This is a genomic window from Luteibacter sp. TLI7-4A, assembly GCF_056754745.1.
In genome coordinates, this window is record NZ_JBPGWO010000001.1 from 2692165 (window position 1) to 2714763 (window position 22599).

A 22599-nucleotide genomic window follows, 5' to 3' on the forward strand; every position below is an offset into this window, starting at 1 on the left:
CCATGTGAAGACGCCGATCCTGCGGCCCCCTGCCGCAGTGGCGATGAGCCCCGATAGAATGCGTGGATGGGCAATCGACTCTCGAAGATCTATACACGCACCGGCGATGACGGCAGCACCGGCCTGGGCGACGGCAGCCGCACCGGCAAGGACTCTCTCCGGGTCGGCGCCTACGGCACCGTGGACGAGCTCAACAGCACCATCGGCATGATCATGGCCTCCGACGGCGTGGACGACGACATCCGCGAGGCCCTCGTCCAGATACAGCACGAGCTGTTCGATCTGGGCGGCGAACTGTGCATCCCGGGCATGGCGATGGTCCAGGCACGGGACATCGACCGCCTCGAGACGGTGCTCGATGCCTTCAACGCCGACCTTCCCGCGCTCAAGGACTTCATCCTGCCCGGTGGTGGCATGGCGGCCGCCACCTGCCACCTGGCCCGCACGGTCTGCCGCCGGGCCGAACGCGAGGTGGTCGCCCTCGGCCGGGTCGAGGAAGTGCGTCCGGAAGCGCAGCGCTACCTGAACCGGCTTTCAGACTTGCTCTTCGTCATCGCCCGCGTGCTGGCCCGCCGCAGCGGCCACGGCGAGGTGCTCTGGCAGCACGAGCGCCGTCCGCGCGGCTGATCCGGCGGTGTAAGCTCGTCCGGCCGGTGCGGCGATCGCCGCCGCATCCTTCGAGGGGTCATGCTCATGGGCGACGTGCCATCGTGCGGTGGGGTTGGCGATTCTGCTAAGTTGGCGACCTTTCGAACGGACAAGACCGAGCCTGTGACGTCACGCATCAGCATCCTGCCTAAACGCCGCCTGCTGGCGACCGCCGTCGCCCTCATCGTGGCGGGCGCCGCCCTGGACGCACAGGCGCAGTCCGCGCCGGCACAGGGAGAGACACACGCCGTCGCGCCCGCGCCAGCCACGCCCGTCGCCGCGGAAACCTGCCCCCTCGGTTCGTTCATCTGTCCACCGCGGCCGATCAGCTACGCGCTGTGCCGGCCGAACGCGATGCTCGATTTCTACGAGCCGGGCATCACCAAGGACAGTACGCTGCGCGATACCGCCGTCACCGACGTCCACTCGGGCATCGACGACGGCAACACCAGTGGCGTCAAGGTCGAGAGCCCGGAACCCAACCTCTATCACATGACCGGTGGCGTCCGCCTCGAACGCGCCGACCAGGTGCTGCGAGCGAACGACGTCACGTACAACTCAGACTCCACGGCCTACGACGCGAAGGGTGACGTGAAGTATCAAGAGGCGGGCATGCTGGTCTCCGCCGACCGCATGACCGGTACGACGACGCCGAACGAAGGCGACGCCTATAACGTCCGCTATCAGCTACTGCAGTCGCGCGGCAACGGCGTGGCCAGCCACGCCAAGGTGCTCGACCCGCAGCACGGCCGCTTCCGCATGGCCTCCTACTCGACCTGCGATGTCGGCAGCCATATGTGGGAATTCCGCGCCAAGACGCTCAACCTCAACAAGGAAACCGGCGTCGGCGAGGCACGCAGCGCGACGATGCGCTTCAAGGACGTGCCGTTCATGTACCTGCCGTATTTCACCTTCCCGCTGGACGACCGGCGGAAGAGCGGCTTCCTGTATCCGACCTTCGGCTCGTCGAGCCGTTCGGGCCTGTTCCTCAACCTGCCGTACTACTGGAACATCGCGCCGAATTACGATGCAACGATCACCCCCGGGTACTACAGTGATCGCGGATTCATGCTGGGCACGGAGTTCCGCTACCTGCTGCCGCGGTCGAACGGCACGTTCAACCTTCAGTACATGGCCCACGACAAGGGTCCGGACGACGACGAAAGCGGCACCAGCGACCGTGACGGCTCCAAACAGCGCTACCTGGTCCAGATCACCAATTCCACCAACCTCGGCGGCGGGTTCAACTTCGCGGCCAACATCAACCACGCGTCCGACAACCAGTATTTCCGCGACTTCAGCAACGACCTATACCAGTCGGCGGTGGGCATCCTCTCGTCCAGTGCCTACGTCAGCAAGGGCGGCAAGTACTGGAGCGCCTCGCTGGGCGCCGACGATTACCAGAACGTGGATGCCGGCCTGCCGAACTATGTGGTGCCGTACCGCCGCTGGCCGCGCGGAACATTCAACCTGCAGGCGCCGCTGAACCACTGGCTGGACGTGGGCGTGGACACCGAAGCCGTGGCCTTCCGCAAGGTCGATCGCGCGCCCGGCCAGATCGACGGCAACCGCATCGACCTCGCCCCCTATCTCGCGGCCGACTTCTCGGGCGCCTCGTGGTTCGTGCGGCCGCGCGTCGAATACCGCTACACCGGTTACCGGCTGGACTCCGACTACTCGCAGTACAACTACGCACGGCAGAGCCCATCCCGCTCCGTACCGATCAGCAGCCTCGACGCCGGCCTGATCTTCGACAAACAGACCAGCCTGTTCGGCACGAACTATACCCAGACCCTCGAGCCGCGCCTGTATTACCTGTATGTACCCTACCGGAACCAGAACAACCTGCCGACCTTCGACACCAATGAGATGTCGTTCGACTTCTGGCAGTTGTTCACCACCAACCGGTTCTCCGGCGCCGACCGCCAGATGGACGCGAACAACCTGACCGCGGCCCTGACCACCCGCCTGCTCGACGACACCGGCGTGGAAAGGCTGTCGGCCAGCGTCGGCCAGATCAAGTATTTCAGCGACCAGAAGGTGCAGATGCCGGGGGTCGCGCCCACCGACTTCAGTCGTTCGGACTACGTGGCCCAGCTCGCCATCCAGTTCAACGACAAGTGGCGCCTGAACAGCTCCTACCAGTGGAATCCGAACAAGAAACCTTCGCCGTATCCGAACGACAAGGGCGTGTACGTCGACCAGGGCCGGGACACCGACCTGGCAACGGTGCAGATCCAACGCCGGATCAAGAACGACGGCATCGTCAATTTCTCGTACCGGTACCGCCGTAACACCATGGAACAATTCGACACGTCCGTTGTCTTTCCTGTGTCCGAGCGGTGGCGGGCGCTCGCCCGCTGGGTCTTCGCCCGCCGGGACGTGCTGCCTGTCACCTACAACGGACGGGATTTCACCTCCTTCACGTTCTCGCACCGGACCCTCGAGGCCGCCGTGGGCGTCGAGTACGACAGTTGCTGCGTCGCGTTCCGCGTGCTCGGCCGCCACTACGTGCACGACTACCTGCGGGCCACGGACAACGCGATCATGTTCGAGGTGGAATTCAAGGGCATTGGCTCGCTCAACCCGCAATCGGGCCAATACCTGCGGCGTGCTATCCTTGGCTATCAATAAATGGGGCAGGCGCCCCGGGCTCCCTATTCGATGAAGCAGATCCTCGCGTACTCCCTGCTCGCCACTTCCCTGCTCGTGGCCGTGCCTTCCGCCCAGGCCCAGTTGATGCCTTCGGCCCAGCCGTCGCCAGGCGCGAGCGTCGGCAATGGCTCGCTCGACCGCATCGTCGCGGTCGTGGAAGAAGACGTCATCCTGCAGAGCGAGCTCGACGAGGCGATCAACGCCATCGTGCGGCAATACGCATCGAATCCGGCCCAGCTGCCGCCCAAGGACGTCCTGGCCCGCCAGGTGCTCGACCGCCTGGTCCTCATGAAGCTGCAGGTCCAGCGCGCCAACGACCAGGGCATCCGCGTGTCCGATCAGGACGTGGACCAGGCCGCCGCCAACGTGGCCCAGCAGAACAAGATGAGCCTCGACCAGTTGCGCGCGGCGGTCGAGCAGGACGGCTACAGCTATGCCGCCTTCCGCCAGCAGCTGTCCGACCAGATCGTCGCGCAGAAGCTGCACGAGAGCATCGTCCGCGACCAGGTCACGGTCACCGACGCCGAAGTGAACAACCTGCTCGCCAGCCCGACCTACAAGGCCGGCGAGGTCCACCTCGCGCACATCCAGATCAGCACCCCGGCCGGCGGCGGCGCCAGCGACATCGCCCAGGCCCAGGCGAAGGCCGAGGAAGCGATCAAGGCGATCCAGGGCGGCATGGATTTCAACGCCGCGGCCATTCGCTACTCCGATGCTCCCGACGCCCTCGATGGCGGCGACCTCGGCTGGCGTCGCCTCGACGAAGTCCCGCCGGCGTTCGCCGACGCCGTGTCGTCGCTGAAGGCTGGCGAGAACACGGCGGCCCTGCGCGGCCCGACCGGCTTCCATATCCTCAAGCTGGTGGAAACCCGCCAGCCGGGCCGGCAGATCGTCACCGAGTACCACGCCCGCCAGATCCTCATCAAGCCTTCCGAGATCGTCACGCCGGAGCAGGCGGAGAAGAAGGCGCAGGACATCTACACCCGCGTCGTCGACAAGAAGGAAGACTTCGCCAAGCTCGCCAAGGACGAGTCCAAGGACAACACCACGGCGAACAACGGCGGCGACATGGGCTGGTTCGTGAAGGACGCCTGGGGCCAGGCCATCGCCGCCCAGGTCGATCAGCTGAAGGATGGCGAGGTCTCGCACCCGATCCAGACCGATGCGGGCTGGATCGTGCTGCAACGCCTCGGCACCCGCCAGAGCGATCTCACCGACCAGCTCCAGCGTGACCAGGCCCGTCAGGCCATCGGTAACCGCAAGGCGGACGAGGCTTACGAGAACTACCTGCGCGAACTGCGCTCGACCTCGTTCGTCGATATCCGCGTGCCGGAACTGAAGGATCCCGACGACAAGCAGGTCTCGAACACGCCGTAATGCCCCGATGACTCCCACCACCCTGCCACGGCTCGCCGTTACCGCCGGTGAGCCAGCCGGGGTGGGACCCGAGCTGGTCGCGCGTCTCGCGGCCTCCGAACTCCCTGCCGACCTCGTCGCCATCACCGATCGCGACCTGCTTCGCCGCGCGGCCATCCTCTGCGGGCTCGACCTCGACATCGTGGACGACGATGGAACGCGCATCGCCTCGCGCCCCGCCGGACGTATCCGGGTTCGCCACGTGCCGCTTGGGGCCGACGTCCATTTCGGCCATCCGGACCCCCGCAATGCGCACCACGTGCTCGATCTCCTGCGCATGGCCGCGGATGGCTGCATGGCTGGCGATTTCGACGCCGTGGTGACCGGACCCGTACAGAAATCCAGCATCAATGAAGGGGGCGTCGCCTTCAGCGGCCACACGGAGTTCTTCGCCGAGCGCGCGGGTACCGAGGTCGTGATGATGCTCGCCAGTCCGGAACTGCGGGTGACCCTGGCCACGACGCACCTGCCGCTGTCGGCGGTCCCTGCGGCGGTCACGCCGGCCCTGATCGAGCGCACGTTGCGCATCGTCGCCGCTGCGTTGACTTCGCTTTTCGGCCTTGCCCATCCACGCATCGCGGTGCTCGGCCTGAACCCGCATGCAGGCGAAGGGGGGCACATGGGCCGCGAGGAGATCGACACGATCATCCCCTTGCTGGAGCGCCTCCGCGGCGAGGGCATGGACCTGATCGGGCCGCTTCCGGCCGACACCGCCTTCGTCCCCGCCATGCGTGGACGCTACGACGCGGTGCTGGCCATGTATCACGACCAGGCCTTGCCCGTGCTCAAGAGCGAGGCGTTCGACCGAACCGTGAACGTGACCCTGGGCCTGCCCTTCATCCGCACGTCGGTCGACCACGGTACGGCGCTCGACCTTGCCGGCACGGGCCGGGCGGATCCAGCCAGCCTGTTCGCCGCCACGCGGTTCGCCATCGATCTCGCCCGCCACCGGGGCCGCCCATGAACGCACGCCCCAAGAAAAGTTTCGGTCAGCACTTCCTGCACGACAAGCGCTATATCGAACGCATCGTCGCCTCGATCGCGCCGAAGGATGGCGACACCGTCGTCGAGATCGGCCCTGGCGAAGGAGCGATGACCCTGCCCCTGCTCGCCGTGGCCAGGAAGATGACGGCCATCGAACTGGATACCGACCTGATTCCCGGCCTGCAGGCGCGAGCGGCGGCGATCGGTGAGTTGAGGATCGTCCATTCGGACGTGCTCAAGGTCGATTTCAGCCAGCTCGCCCGGGAGCTCGGCGCCGAGCGGCTGCGTATCGCGGGCAACCTGCCCTATTACATTTCCAGCCCCATCCTTTTCCACTGCGTCGAGCACGCGGCGGCGATCCAGGACATGCATTTCATGCTCCAGAAGGAGGTCGTGGACCGCATGGCCGCCGAGCCCGGCAGCAAGGTCTACGGCCGCTTGAGCGTGATGCTCCAGCTAGCCTGCAAGGTGACGCCGCTCTTCACGGTGCCTCCGGGAGCCTTCCGGCCGCCCCCCAAGGTGGATTCCGCCGTGGTCCGCCTGGTGCCCCTGGCGCCGGAGCAGCTGCCCAAGGGCGATCCGGCGAAGATTCACGCGGTCGTGAAGGCGGCCTTCGCGATGCGCCGGAAGACGCTCACGAACACGCTGAAAGGCCTCGTAGACGAGGCGACCATTCGTGAACTCGGCATCGATCCGCGTGCACGTGCGGAGACCCTGGCCCCGGGAGATTTCGTGAAACTCGCGAATGCGATGTGAATCCTGCCGCGGACTCACTTGCCCACCCCCTCCCCGTCCATGACAATCGCGGCATGAATTCCAAATCCCCTTACACGATCGACGTGGAGGTCGCTTCCCGCTTCGTTCCCGACCAATCGCAACCGACCGACAACCGCTACGTGTTCGCCTATACGATCACGCTGCGCAACGTCGGCGCCACCGGCGCACAGTTGCTCACGAGGCACTGGCTGATCACCGATGCGAACGGCAAGGTCGAAGAAGTACGCGGCGACGGTGTCGTCGGCGAGCAACCGTGGATGCGACCAGGCGATACCTTCGAGTACACCTCGGGCGCCGTGCTCGAAACCGCGGTCGGTACCATGGAAGGAAGCTATCGCATGGTCGCCGACGATGGAACGCATTTCGACGCGCCCATCCCGCCATTCGTGCTTTCGATCCCGCGCACGCTCCACTAGGATCGAACCCATGGATAGTGCGCACGCCGGGAACGGCCTCACGGAGCAACAGTACTGATGGCCGTCTACACGATCGGCGACGTCCAGGGTTGCTACCCCGAACTCCAGCGCCTGCTGGAGAAGCTCCGCTTCGACCCGGCCAACGACCGGCTGTGGTTCTGCGGCGACCTGGTGAATCGAGGCGGTGAGTCGTTGGCCACGTTGCGCCTGATCCACTCGCTGCGCGACCAGGCGGTCATCACGCTTGGCAACCACGACCTCTCGTTGCTGGCGATCGGCCAACGTCGTGAAGACGCACAGGCGCGGGTGAACCCCGAGTTGCGTGAAGTGCTGTTCGCGGAGGACGCGCCGGTGCTTCTCGAATGGCTGCGCATGCAGAAGCTGCTGCATAACGACGAAGAGCTTGGCTGGACGATGGTCCATGCCGGCCTGGCACCGATCTGGACCTTGCGCCAGGCCCAGCGGGCCGCGCTGGAAGTGGAACGCGAACTCGGCGGCCCCCGCCACCAGCGTTTGCTCAAGAACCTCTTCGGCAATCGTCCGCCTGGCTGGAACAATCGACTGCAGGGTGTCGAGCGTCATCGCGCCACGATCAACACGCTCACGCGCATGCGCTACTGCGACGTCAACGGCCGCATCGATTTCGAGGGCAAGGGTATCCCCGGCACACAGAAGCCCGGCATGTACCCGTGGTTCGAAGTACCGGGGATGCGTCGTCGCGAGACGAAGATCGTCTGTGGGCACTGGTCCGCGCTGGGACGCTTCGCGGGCCTGGGCGTCTATGCGATCGACACGGGTTGCGTGTGGGGCGGCCAACTGACCGCCATGCGCATCGACGTGCCCGAGCCGGTCTATGTCACCGTCGACGCGGAACCGTACAGGCAGAAACCCAAGGGCGGTGGCGACTGACGCTTTTCGCCGCTGTGACAGTTCGGGTGGCAACGCTCGGCTTCGCCATCGCGCATGTGTGTCGAGGCAGGGGAGCCGTCGGCTGCCATTCTCTTCGCTAAGTCCTCGTCCGGCCTTCGCCTCCCTGCGGAATCGCTCTGAGAATGGCAGCCGACGACTCCCCCACGGACGGACGGGTGATTGATTGGCGAGCAGGACAAGGATGCTGGTGTTGCTCGTTGTTACTCGGTGCCAGTCCTCGACGAGCGAACGTGACCATCAAGAGGTGGCATATGAATTCCGATGAGCTGGGATTTTTCTTGGGCGCTGCGCCAGGATTGATCTATCTGGCGCAAAACATGATCGGGTTCCAACGAGAAATAGCCGCAGCACAGCGTATGGCGCGCGAGAACGGCGATTTGCTGGATATGCATTTCTCTTTCGCGCTGAAGGCCGACTACCTGCTTCGTCCCGGAAATTTCGTCCGGCCGGAAGATGGGCCAGGGCTTCGTCGCGCCAAGCAACATCTTCTATACGTAAGGAAAAAATTCCTGGGCACGCATGCCATGGGGGCGCTAATGGTCGCTGTCGGGGCGGTCCTTGGTACTTTACTTGCCGTCATCATTCGATGAGATGAGCTCGCTCGCCAGACACTCCGCCGCGCCGTTCGAGGGGGAGGCGTCGGGTGTCGTTCTCAGAGCGATTCCGCAGGGAGGCGAAGGCCGGACGAGGACTTAGCGAAGAGAATGGCAGCCGACGGCTCCCCTGCCTCGACACACATGCGCGATGGCGAAGCCGAGCCGTGCTCCCGTAAAGAAAAAGGCGCCCCTCGGATGAAGAGCGCCTTCGTAGCTGCGCCAGAAAAGGTTCGACGCAGTCCTGTTCTTTCGTATCAGCTCAACTGGCCGTGGCAGTGCTTGTACTTCTTGCCTGACCCACAGGGGCACGGATCGTTGCGACCGACTTTGGGGCCGTCGTTCAAGATCGGGGCCATCGCCGGCTCGGACTCGGTGTTGCCGCCGCCCTGACCCATGGCCTGCGCGTCGGCATGCTGGAACTGCAGGCGCTGTGTCTCGGCGGCGCGCTGCTGCTCCGCTTCCATCGCCAGCACTTCTTCTTCGCTGCGAATGCGGATGCGTGCGAGCATCTGCACGACTTCGAGCTTGATGCGGTCGAGCATCTCGGCGAACAGTTCGAACGATTCGCGCTTGAACTCCTGCTTCGGCTGCTTCTGCGCATAACCGCGCAGGTAGATGCCCTGGCGCAGGTAATCCATGCTGGCGAGGTGCTCCTTCCACGCATTGTCGACCACCGAGAGCATCACGTGCTTCTCGAGCGAGCGCATGGTCTCCGCACCGACCTGGGCTTCCTTCTCGGCGAACATGGCGTCCACCGCCTCGCGCACATGGTCGAGGATGCCGTCGGCGTCGATGTCCTTCTGGGTCTCGATCCACTGGACGAGGTCGAGACGCAGGTTCAGGTCACTCGCCAGTTCGCGGTCGAGGGCGGGGATGTCCCACTGGTCGTCGATGCTGTCCGCCGGTACGTACTTGCGCACCAAGCCGACGATGACGTCCTGACGGATGTCACCGATCATGTCGGAGATATCGTCGGTCTCCAGCAGTTCGTCGCGCTGCGCGTAGATGACCTTGCGCTGGTCGTTCGCGACGTCGTCGAACTCGAGGAGGTTCTTGCGGATGTCGAAGTTGTGTTGTTCGACCTTGCGCTGCACCTTCTCGATCTGACGCGTGATCAGGCGGTCTTCCAGCGCCTCGTCTTCCTTCATGCCGAACATCTGCATCCAGCGGCCGATGCGCTCGCCGCCGAAGATACGCATCAGGTTGTCCTGCAGCGACAGATAGAAGCGTGAGGAACCCGGATCGCCCTGGCGGCCCGAACGACCACGCAACTGGTTGTCGATGCGACGGGATTCGTGACGCTCGGTGCCGATGATGTGCAGGCCGCCCGCGGCGAGCACCTGTTCGTGGCGCTTCTTCCAGTCCTCGCGAACCTTCTGGCGCTCAGCCTCGGACGCCGTTTCCGGCAAGGTGGCGAGTGCGGCCTCCAGGCTGCCGCCGAGCACGATGTCCGTACCGCGGCCGGCCATGTTCGTCGCGATGGTCACGGCACCGGGGGCGCCCGCCTGGGCCACGATGTGCGCTTCGCGTTCGTGCTGCTTCGCGTTGAGCACCTCGTGCGGGATGCGCTCCTGCTTGAGCAGGCCCGACACCAGTTCCGACACGTCGATGGAAGCGGTACCGACGAGGACGGGCTGACCGCGCTCGTGGCACGACTTGATGTCGGCGATGACCGCCTTGTACTTCGCTTCCTGTCCGAGGAACACCGAGTCCGGGTTGTCCACGCGGATCATCGGCTTGTGCGTCGGGATCACGACGACTTCCAGGCCGTAGACGGTCTGGAACTCGTACGCTTCCGTGTCGGCCGTACCGGTCATGCCGGCCAGCTTCTTGTACATGCGGAACAGGTTCTGGAACGTGACCGTCGCCAGGGTCTGGTTCTCGCGCTGGATGGGCACGCCTTCCTTCGCTTCCACCGCCTGGTGCAGGCCGTCCGACCAGCGACGGCCCGCCAGCGTACGGCCGGTGAACTCGTCGACGATGATGACTTCGCCATCGCGGACGATGTAGTCGACGTCGCGCTGGTAGATGGCGTTGGCGCGCAGCGCCGCGTTCATATGATGGACGACGGCGAGATTCTTCGAGTCATACAGGCCGCTATCGGGATCGATGACGCCCGCCTCACGCAGCAGTTGCTCGGCGTGTTCCATGCCCTCTTCGGACATGTGCACCTGCTTCTGCTTCTCGTCGACGAAATAATCGCCCGGGCCGTCTTCCTTTTCTTGCCGCGTCAGGCCCGGCACGATCTTGTTCACCGCGATGTACAGCTGCGGGGAGTCCTCGGCGGGGCCGGAGATGATCAGGGGCGTACGGGCCTCGTCGATCAGGATCGAATCCACCTCGTCGACGATGGCGTAGTGCAGGCCGCGCTGGTTGCGCTGTTCCTTGCTGAGCGCCATGTTGTCGCGCAGGTAGTCGAAACCGAACTCGTTGTTGGTGCCGTAGGTGATGTCGGCCTGGTAGGCACTGCGCTTGTCGGCGTGGTCCATGCCCGGATACACGACACCGACGCTGAGGCCGAGGAAGTTGTAGAGCTTGCCCATCTGCGCCGAATCGCGGCGTGCCAGGTAGTCGTTCACGGTGACCACGTGTACGCCCTTGCCTTCCAGGGCATTGAGGTACACCGGCAACGTGCCGACCAGGGTCTTGCCTTCACCGGTGCGCATTTCCGCGATCCGGCCGCCGTGCAGGACCATGCCGCCGATCAGCTGCACGTCGTAATGACGCATGCCGAGGACGCGCTTGGCCCCCTCGCGGGTGACCGCGAAGGCTTCGGGCAGCAGTTTGTCGAGGGTCTCACCGGCGGCGAGGCGCTGGCGGAATTCCTCGGTCTTCCCACGAAGGGCGTCGTCGGAAAGCTTTTCGTACTCCGGCTCGAGGGCGTTGATGCGCTTGACCGTCTTGGAGAGGTCGCGCAGGACACGCTCGTTACGGCTGCCGAAAATACTCGTCAGGGCACGATTGAACATCGATCATCCGGATCTGAAGCGAAAAGGGCTGCCGAACGGCCATGGCCGGCCGGCACGAAGGGACGATCATACTACGGGCGTCCCCGGCTTTCCTCGGGGTGGCGGCGGCCCGGACCGGATTCAAGCCTTCTCAACGATGGCTGCGGACGTAGGCCAGCGGATTCACCACGCGGTCGCGGTACCAGACCTCGAAATGGACGTGCGACCCGGTGGAGCGCCCCGTGGAGCCGGCTTTCGCGATGGCGTCGCCGATCCGGACGCGCTGCCCGGGGTGCACCAGGATGACGCTGTTATGGGCGTACCGGGTCATGTAGCCATTGCCGTGGTCGATTTCGACTACGTCGCCATAACCACTGCGCTGACCGGCGAATGTGACCATTCCTTCAGCGACCGCCGTCACGGGCGTACCCGTGGGCGCGGCGATGTCGATGCCCGTGTGACGGGCGGCATGGCCGCTGAAGGGATCGGGCCGCCCACCGAAATACGAGGAGATGTAGCCATTCACCGGCATGCCGGTGGGCCGAAGGCTGGATTCGATCGTGCGGTCCATCAGCATGTCGCGCAGCGCCTCGAGCTGGGCCTGCTGGGTGTCGAACTGCCCGGAAAGCTGATCGATGCTCTTGTCGAGCGATGCCGGCAAGGCATAAGCCGGCACATCGGCACCGGTGGTGAGTTCCGGGCCGCCCTGGCCCGGCTCCTCGTCGAAATCGAATTCACCGTCGTCGAGCTTGCCGACCTGGGTGAGGCGTTCGCCCAAGGCGTTGAGACGGACGGATTGGGCTTGGAGCTGGCCCAGTTTCACGGCCAGCGCGTCCAGATCGCGCTGTGCATCCCGCTTGATTTCCGCGACCCGTGCGTCCTGATCGCCCACCCGCTGGGCGAGGCTACCGATATCGCCGAGCGCGCGCTCCTTCGGACTCGCCACCGCGAGCGCCACTCCGGCGCCGAGACAGGCGATACCCACGAAACCGGCGATGGCCATCAGTGCGAACTTGCAGCGCAGGCGCCGGCAAGTCAGGTCGAGCGTTTTCGGCCCTTTCAGGCCACGAGACACGAGTATGATCTGCATACGTTCCACATCGAATAGTTAAAGCCGGCCCATGCCACCGCCATCCCAGCCGCCCCGCCGCTCCACGCGTGGACTGACGTCCATCACGGAGTTCGGGCCCGTCGCGTCGCTGGCCCAGCGGGCCCGCGAACTCGACCAACTGGATCGCCAGCTGCGCGCGACATTGCCCTCGCCATTGCGTGACCAGGTCCGTTTCGCGGACCTGCGCGACGGCAGGCTCGTCTTCCTTGCGCCCTCGTCGGCCTGGGCTTCGCGGGTACGCCTTTACCAGGCGCAAATCCTCGAAGCCGCTCGCGCCATCGGCGCGAAGGCCCACTCGGTTGCCGTGAAAGTGGCCCCCCTACCGCCCGTGGAAGTGATCCCCGACCGGCACAAACCGCTTTCCACCTCGGCGGCCCGACATCTTCGGAGCGCCGCGGCGTCACTCTCCGACCCCACGTTGCGGGATCTGTTCCTTGAATTGGCCTCCAAGGCCGAAAATTCAGAATAATCCTATGCTTGCGTTCACCTTCGCCGATCCGTAAGCACCCACGGACCGCCAAGGGCGGCGAACTTTATAGCACGCATGAAGCGTGGAAATGCCTAAATTGCACGTAAATTTCACTGACGTGACGTGGGTCACGGGCGGTCTCATGGGGTCAGGGGGCTCCTGTGGGAGCCGGCCCTGTCGGCGATGGGGCTGCCGTAACCTTGCCCGCTGCCGCGGGATCGCCGACAAGTCGGCTCCCACAACGTTGCCTCCCACCAGGTGGCCTCCTTCTGGGTGGATCCCACTGGGTTGGGCCGGACAACGAAAAAGGCCGCGATCGCTCGCGGCCTTTTTCGTAACGGATCGCCTGAGGCGTCTCCGGTCGCCCCGAGGGGCGGTGCCTTACACCGCCTGGGCGGGATGGGCGTAGGAGATCGGCGCCTTGGCCGGGTCCTTGAAGCTGACTTCTTCCCACGCCGTGGCGTCGGCCATCAGGCTGCGGAGCAGCTTGTTGTTGAGCTCGTGGCCCGACTTGTGCGCGGAGTACGCGCCGATCAGGCTGTGGCCCAGCATGTAGATGTCGCCGATGGCGTCGAGGATCTTGTGCTTGACGAACTCGTTGTCGTAGCGGAGGCCGTCTTCGTTGAGCACGCGGTAGTCGTCGAGCACCACGGCGTTGTCCATCGAACCGCCGAGCGTGAGGTTGCGCTCGCGGAGCATTTCGATGTCACGCATGAAGCCGAACGTGCGGGCGCGACTGACTTCCTTGACGAACGAAGTCGTCGAGAAATCCATCTCGGCCTGCGAATTGCGCTTGTTGAACAGCGGGTGGTCGAATTCGACCGAGAAGCCCACCTTGAAGCCGTCGAACGGCTCCAGCTTGGCCCACTTGTCGCCGTCCTGCACGATCACCGGCTTCTTGATGCGGATGAAGCGCTTGGCCGCATCCTGTTCCTCGATGCCGGCGGACTGGATCAGGAAGACGAACGGACCGGCGCTGCCGTCCATGATCGGCACTTCAGGCGCCGAGAGGTCGACGTAGGCGTTGTCGATACCGAGACCGGCCATCGCCGAGAGCAGGTGCTCCACGGTCGACACGCGAACGTCGCCATTGATCAGGGTGGTGGAAAGACGCGTGTCACCGACGTTCTCCGGACGCGAGTGCAACTCGACCGGCGGATTGAGATCGGTACGGCGGAACACGATGCCCGTGTTCGGCGCCGCCGGACGAAGCGTCATGTACACCTTGTCGCCGGTATGGAGGCCGACGCCCGTGGCGCGAATGATGTTCTTGAGCGTGCGCTGCTTGATCATGTTGGGTCGAACCTTGTTGGCAGCAGCCTAAAGTAGCGGACATGCTAACACAGTCTTAACCTCGGAATAAACAAACCGGACGGTACAGTCCAGCATTGCTTCACCGTTCCTTCAGCAAGATCCGCGACCCATTCTCATCTAGCTTGCGACTGAAATGGCGTTCATTCAAAGACTTGCAAACGATTGATATCACTTGCAGGTTTTCCTGTCGAGGCACGGCGGTGCCCCGCCACCCGGAACGGGAGGGCGGCGGGGCACCGGGCGGCCCGGCATCGTGCCGGGTCGGCCTCACGTTTTCCTTAACGTGCCTTCAGCGGTGAGTGCCGGTCAGTCGGCCTGGCGACGCAGGAACGCCGGGATATCCAGGTAATCGATGGCCGGTTCCGCATTCTTCTGCGGCTGGGCGGGTTCCGACCGGACCGACGGCATCGCGTCGGCCTGGGCGTAGTCGACCACTTCGTTGCCGGTACCCGTGCGCAGCACGACCGGGCGCGGACGCTGGCGCATTTCCACATGCTGCTGGACCGGCTGGCGGATCGGCTGCTTGGCGGTGACACCACGGTTCAGGCCCGTGGCGACGACCGTCACGCGAACGTCGTCCTGCATTTCCGGATCGAGCGAGGTACCGATCACGACCGTCGCGTCTTCCGAGGCGAAATCGTGGATCACCCGGCCGATCTCGTCGAACTCGCGCATGGTGAGGTTCGGGCCGGCGGTCACGTTGACCAGGATGCCGCAGGCGCCTGCCAGGTTCACGTCCTCGAGCAAGGGGTTGTTGATCGCCGCTTCCGCGGCGGCCTGGGCGCGATCGTCGCCACGGGCGGTGCCCGAGCCCATCATCGCCATGCCCATCTCGCTCATGACGGTGCGGACGTCGGCGAAGTCGACGTTGATCAGGCCCGGGGCCGTGATCAGGTCGGCGATGCCCTGGACCGCGCCCTGGAGCACGTCGTTGGCCGCCTTGAAGGCATTGAGCAAGGTCACTTCCCGACCCAGCACCGAGAGCAGCTTCTCGTTCGGCACGGTGATCAGCGAGTCGACGTGCTGGGAGAGGTCCTCGATACCCTTGAGGGCCACCTGCATGCGACGACGGCCCTCGAAGGGGAACGGCTTGGTCACGACGGCGACCGTCAGGATGCCCTTCTCCTTCGCCAGCTGCGCCACGACCGGCGCCGCGCCGGTACCCGTGCCACCGCCCATGCCGGCGGTGATGAAGACCATGTCGGCGCCTTCGAGCATTTCCTCGATGCGCTCACGGTCTTCCAGCGCGGCCTGGCGGCCGACTTCCGGGTTCGCGCCGGCACCCAGGCCCTTGGTGACATTGCCACCCAGCTGGAGGTGCGTGCGCGAGGCGCAGCTCTTCATCGCCTGCGCGTCGGTGTTGGCGACGACGAACTCGACGCCTTCGATGTTGGAATTCACCATGTGGGCCACGGCGTTGCCGCCGCCACCACCCACGCCGATGACCTTGATGACCGCATTCGGTGCCAGTTTTTCAATCAGTTCGAACATTTCCCGTCCTCCGCAGAACTTTTAGTTTTTTTGGTTTATGTCCCGTGTCCGACTCCTGTCGGCCGCGGGTTGCGGGCCTTCCTCGTGCCCCGGCGCCCCCCTTCCATCGGGCACCGACAATCCGATGAAACGAACTCAGAAGTTCTTGGTGAACCAGCTTCGGAACTTCTCGACCACGCTGCCGACATTGCCGGCAGCCGAACTCGCGTGACGCGAACCGCCGCTCGACCGCGAGCCATGCAGGAGCAGGCCCACGCCGGTCGAATGGAGTTCGCTGGAAACGACGTCGCCCAGTCCCGAGACGTGCTGCGGGACCCCGATGCGTACCATCTTGTGGAAGATCTCCTCCGCCAGCTCCAGTGCGCCTTCCATGCGCGAGGCGCCGCCGGTCAGCACGATGCCCGCCGCGACGAGGCTTTCGTAACCCGAGCGGCGCAGTTCGTCCTGCACCATCTCGAAGATCTCCTCGTAGCGCGCCTGCACCGACTGCGCGAGCGCCTGCCGGGCGAGGCGGCGCGGCGGACGATCGCCGACGCTGGGCACCTGGATGGTTTCTTCCGCGTGCGCGAGCTGGGCGAGCGCGCAGGCGTACTTGATCTTGATCTCTTCCGCGTGGGCGGTCGGCGTGTGGACACCGTAGGCGATGTCGTTGGTGACCTGGTCGCCGCCCACCGGCAACGACTTGGTGTAACGGATGGCGCCCTGCGTGTAGATGGCGATATCGGTGGTGCCCGCGCCGATGTCGACGAGGCAGACACCCAGTTCCAGCTCATCCTCGGTGAGCACGGCCTTGGCGCTGGCGACGGCGGCCGGGACGAGTTCGTCGACGGACAGGCCGCATCGCTGGATGCACTTGGAGATGTTCTGCACGGCGCTCGCCGCGCCGGTCACCAGGTGCACGCTGGCTTCCAGGCGCACGCCGCTCATGCCGACCGGGTGGCGGATGCCGTCCTGGCCGTCGATGCGGTATTCCTGCGATTCCTTGTAGAGCACCTTGCGGTCCGCCGGGATGGCGACCGCGCTTGCGGCTTCCAGCACCTGTTCGAGGTCGGCCGACATCACCTCGCGGTCGCGGATGGCCGCGGTGCCATGCGAGTTGCGCGTTTCCAGGTGGCTACCCGAAATCGACGCGTACACCGAGCGGATATCGCAACCCGCCATCAACTCGGCTTCCTCCACCGCGCGCTGGATCGAGTGCACGGTGGATTCGATATCGACGACCGAGCCGCGCTTCATGCCGCGCGAGACGTGCGTGCCGATGCCGATCACCTCGATCGGTTCGCCTGGCTCGTACTCGCCCACGATCGCGACCACCTTCGAGGTTCCGATGTCGAGGCCGACGACGAGCTGTTTGTCGTTCTTGTTTCTCATGGTTAGCTCAGCTTCCGACCTTGGGTGTGGCCGTGGTTTCCGGTTGCGGCCACCGGATGGCGAATCCGTTGGTGTAACGCAGGTCGGCGTAGGCGAAACCGCCCTGCCGGCCAGCGACGAGTTGCGGGTAGACATCGAGGAAGCGCGCGAGGCGGCGATCGGCCTGGTCGCGATCGCCGATCACGATCTCGGCACCGCTGTCGGTGGTGACGCTCCAGCTGCCACGCTCGCTCAGGCTGACGCCGACGATGGACAGACCCGTGCGTCCCTCGAAGGACTTGCGTGCCTGCGCGTAGAAACTCACCACTTCGGCGAGGCGCGAATCGGGGCCACGCAAGCGCGGAAGGTCGCCCATCTGGTCGGCACCCGGCGCGTCGAAGACGAGACCCTGGCGGCTGATGAGGCGGTCTTCGTTCCAGCGCGCGAACGGCTGCCGTTCGTAGATGCGCACCAGCAGCGTATCGGGCCAGCGCTTGCGCACCTCCACCGACTCCACCCAAGGCAGCGCGCCGATCGCGTGGCGCACGTCTTCCAGGTCAGTGGCGAAGAATCCCTTGCCGAGCCGCGGCAGCACGGCGCTGCGGATCTGCTCGGCGCTGACGTGCGCGAACTCCGCCTCGACCTTGAGCTGCGTCACCGGCCAACGGCCGGCGGCGAACCAACCCTGCATCACGCCGACCACGGGCAACACCACCAGCGTGATGGCGATACCCCAAGCGACGATCCGCGTGGCGGCGGCTCCCTTCATGCCTTCGCGCCCTCCCGCTGCATCGAGGTTTCGAGAATCCGCCAGCACAGGGCGGCATAGTCCAGGCCCGCGGCGGCGGCGGCCTTGGGCACGAGCGAATGCGAGGTCATGCCCGGCGCGGTATTCACTTCGAGGAGCCAGTTCTTGCCATGGCGGTCGCGCATCACGTCGACGCGCCCCCAGCCCACGCAGTCGAGCGCGTCGAACGCCCGCAGCGCGAGCGCCCGCATGGCTTCCTCTTCCGCGCCCGACAGGCCGGGCACGATGTACTGCGTGTCCTCGGCGATGTACTTGGCGTTGTAGTCGTAGTACTCGCCCTGGGGCACGATCTTGATCGTCGGCAGCACTTCGCGGCCCAGGATGCCGACGGTGAACTCGCCACCTTCGTTCGCGTCGCCCTCGATGAGGGTCTCCATCAGCATGTCGCCCGGATACCTGCGCGCCAGTTCGACGGCGGCGTCGAGGCCGGATTCGTCGAACACGCGCGTCACGCCCACGCTCGACCCTTCCCACGCCGGCTTCACGATCAGCGGGAAACCGACCTCGCGCGCCGCGGCGTGCACGTCGGCGCCACGCGGCAGCGCCTTGAACTTCGGGGTCGGCAGGCCCAGGGCGATCCACACCTGCTTGGCTCGCACCTTGTCCAGCGCCAGCGCCGAACCAAGGACGCCCGAACCCGTGTACGGCACGCCGAGCGACTGCAGGGCCCCCTGCAATTCGCCATTCTCGCCGCCGGCGCCGTGGAGGATGTTGAACACCCGCGCGAAATGGCCCGCGCGCACGGCGTCGAGCAAGGCGGGAATACCGTCGATCAGCTGCGCATCCACGCCGCTGGAGCGCAAGGCCTCGAACACGCCGCGACCGGAGTCGAGCGACACCTCGCGCTCGGCCGAATTGCCGCCCATCACGACGGCGACGCGGCCGAAATCGGCGGCGTCCGTGACGATGCGGGGGAAGCGGGTACTGCTCATCACGTACGAGTCCTCAGGTTGCCGGCGTTGGCCAGCTCGATGGCCGCCGCGCCGATGTCGCCGGCGCCGAGCAGCATGATCAGGTCGCCGTCCCGCGCCAGGGCGGGCAGCGTGTCGCGCAGGTCGCGCGGATGGTCGACAAGGACCGGATCGGTCTTTCCGCGCGCGCGGATCGCACGCGCCAGGGCCCGCCCGTCCGCGCCGGGAATGGGCGATTCGCCAGCCGGATACACCTCGGTCAGCACGAGCACGTCCACTTCGGCGAGCACCTTGGCGAAATCGTCGAGCAGGTCGCGCGTGCGGCTGTAGCGATGCGGCTGGAAGGCGACCACGAGGCGTCGATCCGGCCAGCCGCCACGCGCGGCGGCGAACACGGCGGCCAGTTCGCGCGGGTGGTGGCCATAGTCGTCCACGAGGAGCGCGCTGCCGGAATCCAGCGCGATCTCGCCACGACGGTGGAAGCGACGGCCCACGCCTTCGAAACGGGCAAGCGCATGCGCGATCGCTTCCGCGTCCACGCCCAGCTGCCAGCCCACCGCCGCGGCGGCGAGCGCGTTCTGCACGTTGTGCCGGCCCGGCAGGTTCAACGTCACCGGCAACGTGCCGGCCATGCCGGGCAGGTGCAGGTCGAAATGCATCTCGAAGCCGACCTGGCGGACGTTGCTCGCCGTCACGTCCGCACCCGGCTTATCGATGCCGTAGGTGAGCAGGCGGCGCGAGGTGTCCTCGGCCAGCTTCGCGGTTTCCTCGTCGTCGATGCACAGCACGGCCAGGCCGTAGAACGGCAGGCGATGGAGGAAATCGCCGAAGGCCTTCTTCACCTGGCCGAAGTCGCCGTTGTAGTTCTCCAGGTGATCGGCGTCGATGTTGGTCACGACCGCGATCACCGGGGAAAGCATCAGGAACGAGCCGTCGGACTCGTCGGCTTCGGCCACCAGGTACTGTCCGGTGCCCAGGCGCGCGTTCGCGCCAGCGGCATTGAGCTGTCCGCCGATGACGAAGGTGGGATCGTAATCGGCCTCGGCGAGCACGCTCGCCACGAGGCTCGTGGTGGTGGTCTTGCCATGCGTGCCGGCGATGGCGATGCCACGGCGGAAACGCATCAGCTCGCCGAGCATTTCCGCGCGGGGCACGACCGGGATGCGCGCGGCGCGCGCGGCGACGAGTTCCGCGTTGTCCTGGCGGATCGCGCTCGAAGTGACGATCACGTCGGCGCCATCCACGTTCGAGGCTTCGTGGCCGATGTGCACCTCGATGCCCAGCTTGGCAAGGCGTTCCGTGGTCGGCGAGTGCGCGCGGTCGGAACCGGACACGCCGTAACCGAGGTTGCACAGCACCTCGGCGATGCCGCTCATGCCGACGCCGCCCACGCCGATGAAATGGACACGGCGGAACGAGGTCATGAAATCTTCGTGGGCACGCAAACGACCGGGCGTCATGCGGAAACCTCCATGCAGTGACGGGCAATCGTTGCTGCTGCGTCGGGCTTGGCCAGCGTGCGCGACGCGTTGGCGGCGGAAAGGATCTTCTGGCGATCCAGCATCATGTCGAACAGGAGCACCGCGAACGCCTCGTGGGCGCCGGGCAGGTTCAGCGTGGCATCGGGAACCAGCCGGGCGCCACCGACGTCGACCATGGCTCGCGCATTGGCCGTCTGGTGATCGTCCACGGCATGCGGGAACGGCACCAGCAAGGCTTCGATGCCCACGGCGCAGAGTTCCGCCACGGTGAGCGCGCCAGCGCGGCAGACCACGATATCGGCCCATTCGTAGGCGCCGGCCATGTCTTCGATGAAGGGCACGATGGTGGCGGCGATGCCCGCCTCGGTGTACGCGTCGCGCGCTTCGTCGAGGCCGCGCTCGCCGGTCTGGTGGACCACTTCTGGCTCGGCGTTGTGGAGGCTGGCGTTGCCGCGCATATGTGCGAGCGCCTTGGGGACCGCCAGGTTGAGCGTGCGGGCGCCGAGGCTCCCACCCAGCACGAGCATGCGCACGCGGCCCGTGCGACCGGCCATGCGCTCGCCCGGCGGCGGCAACGCGGCGATCCGCGCGCGCACCGGGTTACCCACCCACTCGCCGTTCGGCAGCACGTTCGGGAAACCCGTGAGGACCTTCCTGGCGAACGAGGCGAGCTTGCGGTTGGTGAATCCGGCGACGGCGTTCTGCTCGTGCACGACCAGCGGAATCCCCGCGATCCGCGCGGCGACACCGGCCGGTCCGGCCACGTAGCCGCCCATCGAGAGGACACAGCGCGGGCGCAGCTTGCGCAGGAGTTTCAGCGAGGCGATCAACGCGCGGGCGAGCATCAGCGGGGCGAGGACACGCGTCTTCATGCCCTTGCCGCGCAGGCCGCCGACGGCGACGGTATGCAGGTCCAGGCCATGCGCGGGCACCACGCGCGTCTCCATGCCACCCTCGGCACCGAGCCAGGCCACCGGGATGCCGAGCGAACGCAATTCGTCGGCGACGGCGAGGCCGGGGAAGATGTGGCCACCGGTACCGCCGGCCATGATCAACACGGGGGCGCTCATGCCATGCCTCCCGCCGCCGCCGCGGAATCGGGCACGGCGTTCGCGGGCAGGCGCACCGCTGTCTGGCGCGCGTCTTCGGCGCGGTTGATCTCGAAGGTGGCGCGCAGCAGCACGCCGACCATCGCGCAGGTCATCAGCACGGACGAGCCGCCCGAGCTGATCAGCGGCAGGGTCAGGCCCTTGGTCGGCAGCACGCCCAGGTTCACGCCGATCGACACCATCGCCTGGAAACCGATCATCAACGAGATGCCGTAGGCCACGTAGCCCGAGAAGCGATGGCCCAGCTCGACACCCTTGAGCCCCACGTAGAGCCCGCGACCGACCAGCACGATGTAGAGCAGGATGACCACCATGATCCCGGCCAGGCCAAGCTCCTCCGCCAGCACCGCGAGGATGAAATCGGTATGCGCCTCGGGCAGGTAGAACAGCTTCTGCACGCTCGACCCCAGGCCCACGCCCGTCCATTCGCCGCGACCCACGGCGATCAGCGCCTGGGTCAGCTGGAATCCGTCGTTGAAGGGATCTTTCCACGGGTCGAGGAAGGACGTGAGGCGCTTGATACGGTAATCCTCGGCCGTGGCCGCGTAGATCAGCGCGGGCACCAGCGGCGTGGCGAGCAGCAGGAGGTTGCGCATGCGCGCACCGGCCAGCCAGACCATCCCGACGGTGGTGGCGACGACCAGCGCGGCCGAGCCGAAGTCGGGCTGGGCAAGCAGCAGCAACACGATGAAACCGGCGACGCCCACCGGCTTCACCACGCCGAACAGTTCGTACTCCACGCCTTCGCGATGGCGCACGAGGTAGCTCGAAAGATAGGCGACGAGGATCAGCTTCACCGCCTCGACCGGCTGGAAACTGGTGACCAGCAGGTTGACCCAGCGCCGCGCACCGTTGATGCGCATGCCGAACACCGGCAGGAACACCATCAGCAGCATGATGATGCCCACCAGCAGGAGCAGGAAGCTGTGCTTCTCCAGCGTCTTCAGTTCCGTACGCATCGCCGCCGCGGCGAGGCAACCACCGAGGAACAGGAAGACGAGGTGGCGCTTCAGGTAATAGAACGCGCCCTGGTGCGAGCCATCGGCCACGGCGATCGAGCTGGAAGTGACCATCACCACGCCCAGCGCGGCCAAGGCGAGCGCGGCCACGAGCAGCGGGAGGTCGAAGCTCCCCCGCGGGCCCTGACGGCGTTTCGCCTGCTTGTTACCGAAGCCGAACATGCTT

At 65.8% G+C, this 22599-nt stretch carries 19 protein-coding genes; 9 read left to right on the forward strand and 10 right to left on the reverse strand.

What is annotated here, in order from left to right:
• The first annotated feature begins 66 nt into the window (after positions 1-66).
• From ACR9Y6_RS11955 to ACR9Y6_RS11990, 8 genes are all read left to right on the forward strand, one after another.
• The gene (locus ACR9Y6_RS11955; protein ID WP_481281482.1) at positions 67-627 is read left to right on the forward strand and encodes a cob(I)yrinic acid a,c-diamide adenosyltransferase; all 561 of its coding nucleotides are present in this window, start codon (positions 67-69) and stop codon (positions 625-627) included.
• A 144-nt stretch (positions 628-771) separates the two neighbouring features.
• Entirely contained in the window at positions 772-3282 is a 2511-nt protein-coding gene (locus tag ACR9Y6_RS11960) for an LPS-assembly protein LptD (protein WP_481281483.1), read from the forward strand.
• A 30-nt stretch (positions 3283-3312) separates the two neighbouring features.
• The gene (locus ACR9Y6_RS11965; RefSeq protein WP_481281484.1) at positions 3313-4680 is read left to right on the forward strand and encodes a peptidylprolyl isomerase; all 1368 of its coding nucleotides are present in this window, start codon (positions 3313-3315) and stop codon (positions 4678-4680) included.
• 7 nt (positions 4681-4687) lie between these two features.
• Positions 4688-5683, forward strand: coding sequence for a 4-hydroxythreonine-4-phosphate dehydrogenase PdxA (pdxA, locus tag ACR9Y6_RS11970; RefSeq protein ID WP_481281485.1), 996 nt, complete (start codon positions 4688-4690; stop codon positions 5681-5683).
• A complete protein-coding gene (rsmA, locus tag ACR9Y6_RS11975; RefSeq protein WP_481281486.1) occupies positions 5680-6459 on the forward strand; it encodes a 16S rRNA (adenine(1518)-N(6)/adenine(1519)-N(6))-dimethyltransferase RsmA in 780 nt (259 codons plus the stop codon). Before pdxA ends, rsmA begins: the two co-directional genes overlap by 4 nt.
• A gap of 53 nt (positions 6460-6512) precedes the next feature.
• Positions 6513-6896: a Co2+/Mg2+ efflux protein ApaG gene (gene apaG / locus ACR9Y6_RS11980; RefSeq protein WP_481281487.1), complete on the forward strand. Its 384-nt coding sequence runs from the start codon at positions 6513-6515 to the stop codon at positions 6894-6896.
• 57 nt (positions 6897-6953) lie between these two features.
• A complete protein-coding gene (locus tag ACR9Y6_RS11985) occupies positions 6954-7805 on the forward strand; it encodes a symmetrical bis(5'-nucleosyl)-tetraphosphatase (RefSeq protein ID WP_481281488.1) in 852 nt (283 codons plus the stop codon).
• Between the two features lie 251 nt (positions 7806-8056).
• Positions 8057-8416 carry a hypothetical protein gene (locus ACR9Y6_RS11990; RefSeq protein WP_481281489.1) on the forward strand — a complete coding sequence of 120 codons (360 nt, stop codon included), beginning with the start codon at positions 8057-8059 and terminating at the stop codon, positions 8414-8416.
• Between the two features lie 260 nt (positions 8417-8676).
• On the opposite strand, the gene secA is transcribed toward ACR9Y6_RS11990, so the two are convergent.
• A complete protein-coding gene (gene secA / locus ACR9Y6_RS11995; protein WP_481281490.1) occupies positions 8677-11391 on the reverse strand; it encodes a preprotein translocase subunit SecA in 2715 nt (904 codons plus the stop codon).
• A 130-nt stretch (positions 11392-11521) separates the two neighbouring features.
• Positions 11522-12460: a M23 family metallopeptidase gene (locus ACR9Y6_RS12000; protein WP_481281491.1), complete on the reverse strand. Its 939-nt coding sequence runs from the start codon at positions 12458-12460 to the stop codon at positions 11522-11524.
• 31 nt (positions 12461-12491) lie between these two features.
• Between ACR9Y6_RS12000 and ACR9Y6_RS12005 the strand changes: the two genes are divergently transcribed.
• Positions 12492-12950: a DciA family protein gene (locus tag ACR9Y6_RS12005; protein WP_306850861.1), complete on the forward strand. Its 459-nt coding sequence runs from the start codon at positions 12492-12494 to the stop codon at positions 12948-12950.
• 381 nt (positions 12951-13331) lie between these two features.
• On the opposite strand, the gene lpxC is transcribed toward ACR9Y6_RS12005, so the two are convergent.
• The 8 genes from lpxC to ftsW all read right to left on the reverse strand — a co-directional run bounded on the left by lpxC (position 13332) and on the right by ftsW (position 22595).
• Positions 13332-14243 (reverse strand): UDP-3-O-acyl-N-acetylglucosamine deacetylase, encoded by a 912-nt coding sequence (lpxC, locus tag ACR9Y6_RS12010; RefSeq protein WP_167031507.1) that lies wholly within the window; start codon positions 14241-14243, stop codon positions 13332-13334.
• Positions 14244-14570: 327 nt separating this feature from the next.
• Positions 14571-15755 (reverse strand): cell division protein FtsZ, encoded by a 1185-nt coding sequence (gene ftsZ, locus ACR9Y6_RS12015; protein ID WP_371022711.1) that lies wholly within the window; start codon positions 15753-15755, stop codon positions 14571-14573.
• A 135-nt stretch (positions 15756-15890) separates the two neighbouring features.
• Positions 15891-17126, reverse strand: a complete 1236-nt coding sequence (gene ftsA, locus ACR9Y6_RS12020) for a cell division protein FtsA (RefSeq protein ID WP_306850864.1) — start codon at positions 17124-17126, stop codon at positions 15891-15893.
• 7 nt (positions 17127-17133) lie between these two features.
• The gene (locus ACR9Y6_RS12025; RefSeq protein ID WP_481281492.1) at positions 17134-17874 is read right to left on the reverse strand and encodes a cell division protein FtsQ/DivIB; all 741 of its coding nucleotides are present in this window, start codon (positions 17872-17874) and stop codon (positions 17134-17136) included.
• A complete protein-coding gene (locus ACR9Y6_RS12030) occupies positions 17871-18845 on the reverse strand; it encodes a D-alanine--D-alanine ligase (protein WP_481281493.1) in 975 nt (324 codons plus the stop codon). The genes ACR9Y6_RS12025 and ACR9Y6_RS12030 overlap by 4 nt, the downstream gene beginning before the upstream one ends.
• Positions 18845-20284, reverse strand: a complete 1440-nt coding sequence (gene murC, locus ACR9Y6_RS12035; protein WP_481281494.1) for a UDP-N-acetylmuramate--L-alanine ligase — start codon at positions 20282-20284, stop codon at positions 18845-18847. The genes ACR9Y6_RS12030 and murC overlap by 1 nt, the downstream gene beginning before the upstream one ends.
• Positions 20281-21375 carry an undecaprenyldiphospho-muramoylpentapeptide beta-N-acetylglucosaminyltransferase gene (gene murG, locus ACR9Y6_RS12040; protein WP_481281495.1) on the reverse strand — a complete coding sequence of 365 codons (1095 nt, stop codon included), beginning with the start codon at positions 21373-21375 and terminating at the stop codon, positions 20281-20283. The genes murC and murG overlap by 4 nt, the downstream gene beginning before the upstream one ends.
• A complete protein-coding gene (gene ftsW / locus ACR9Y6_RS12045) occupies positions 21372-22595 on the reverse strand; it encodes a putative lipid II flippase FtsW (RefSeq protein WP_481281496.1) in 1224 nt (407 codons plus the stop codon). The genes murG and ftsW overlap by 4 nt, the downstream gene beginning before the upstream one ends.
• Positions 22596-22599 lie beyond the last annotated feature (4 nt).

Coding starts and splice junctions, on each gene's coding strand:
- ftsA (WP_306850864.1), bottom strand. CDS start 17,126: ATGAGAAACAAGAACGACAAACAGCTCGTCGTCGGCCTCGACATCGGA.
- ACR9Y6_RS12030 (WP_481281493.1), bottom strand. CDS start 18,845: ATGAGCAGTACCCGCTTCCCCCGCATCGTCACGGACGCCGCCGATTTC.
- pdxA (WP_481281485.1), top strand. CDS start 4,688: ATGACTCCCACCACCCTGCCACGGCTCGCCGTTACCGCCGGTGAGCCA.
- ACR9Y6_RS12000 (WP_481281491.1), bottom strand. CDS start 12,460: ATGCAGATCATACTCGTGTCTCGTGGCCTGAAAGGGCCGAAAACGCTC.
- ACR9Y6_RS11965 (WP_481281484.1), top strand. CDS start 3,313: ATGAAGCAGATCCTCGCGTACTCCCTGCTCGCCACTTCCCTGCTCGTG.
- ACR9Y6_RS12025 (WP_481281492.1), bottom strand. CDS start 17,874: ATGAAGGGAGCCGCCGCCACGCGGATCGTCGCTTGGGGTATCGCCATC.
- ACR9Y6_RS11955 (WP_481281482.1), top strand. CDS start 67: ATGGGCAATCGACTCTCGAAGATCTATACACGCACCGGCGATGACGGC.
- lpxC (WP_167031507.1), bottom strand. CDS start 14,243: ATGATCAAGCAGCGCACGCTCAAGAACATCATTCGCGCCACGGGCGTC.
- ACR9Y6_RS11985 (WP_481281488.1), top strand. CDS start 6,954: ATGGCCGTCTACACGATCGGCGACGTCCAGGGTTGCTACCCCGAACTC.
- apaG (WP_481281487.1), top strand. CDS start 6,513: ATGAATTCCAAATCCCCTTACACGATCGACGTGGAGGTCGCTTCCCGC.
- rsmA (WP_481281486.1), top strand. CDS start 5,680: ATGAACGCACGCCCCAAGAAAAGTTTCGGTCAGCACTTCCTGCACGAC.
- ACR9Y6_RS12005 (WP_306850861.1), top strand. CDS start 12,492: ATGCCACCGCCATCCCAGCCGCCCCGCCGCTCCACGCGTGGACTGACG.
- murC (WP_481281494.1), bottom strand. CDS start 20,284: ATGACGCCCGGTCGTTTGCGTGCCCACGAAGATTTCATGACCTCGTTC.
- ftsW (WP_481281496.1), bottom strand. CDS start 22,595: ATGTTCGGCTTCGGTAACAAGCAGGCGAAACGCCGTCAGGGCCCGCGG.
- secA (WP_481281490.1), bottom strand. CDS start 11,391: ATGTTCAATCGTGCCCTGACGAGTATTTTCGGCAGCCGTAACGAGCGT.
- ftsZ (WP_371022711.1), bottom strand. CDS start 15,755: ATGTTCGAACTGATTGAAAAACTGGCACCGAATGCGGTCATCAAGGTC.
- murG (WP_481281495.1), bottom strand. CDS start 21,375: ATGAGCGCCCCCGTGTTGATCATGGCCGGCGGTACCGGTGGCCACATC.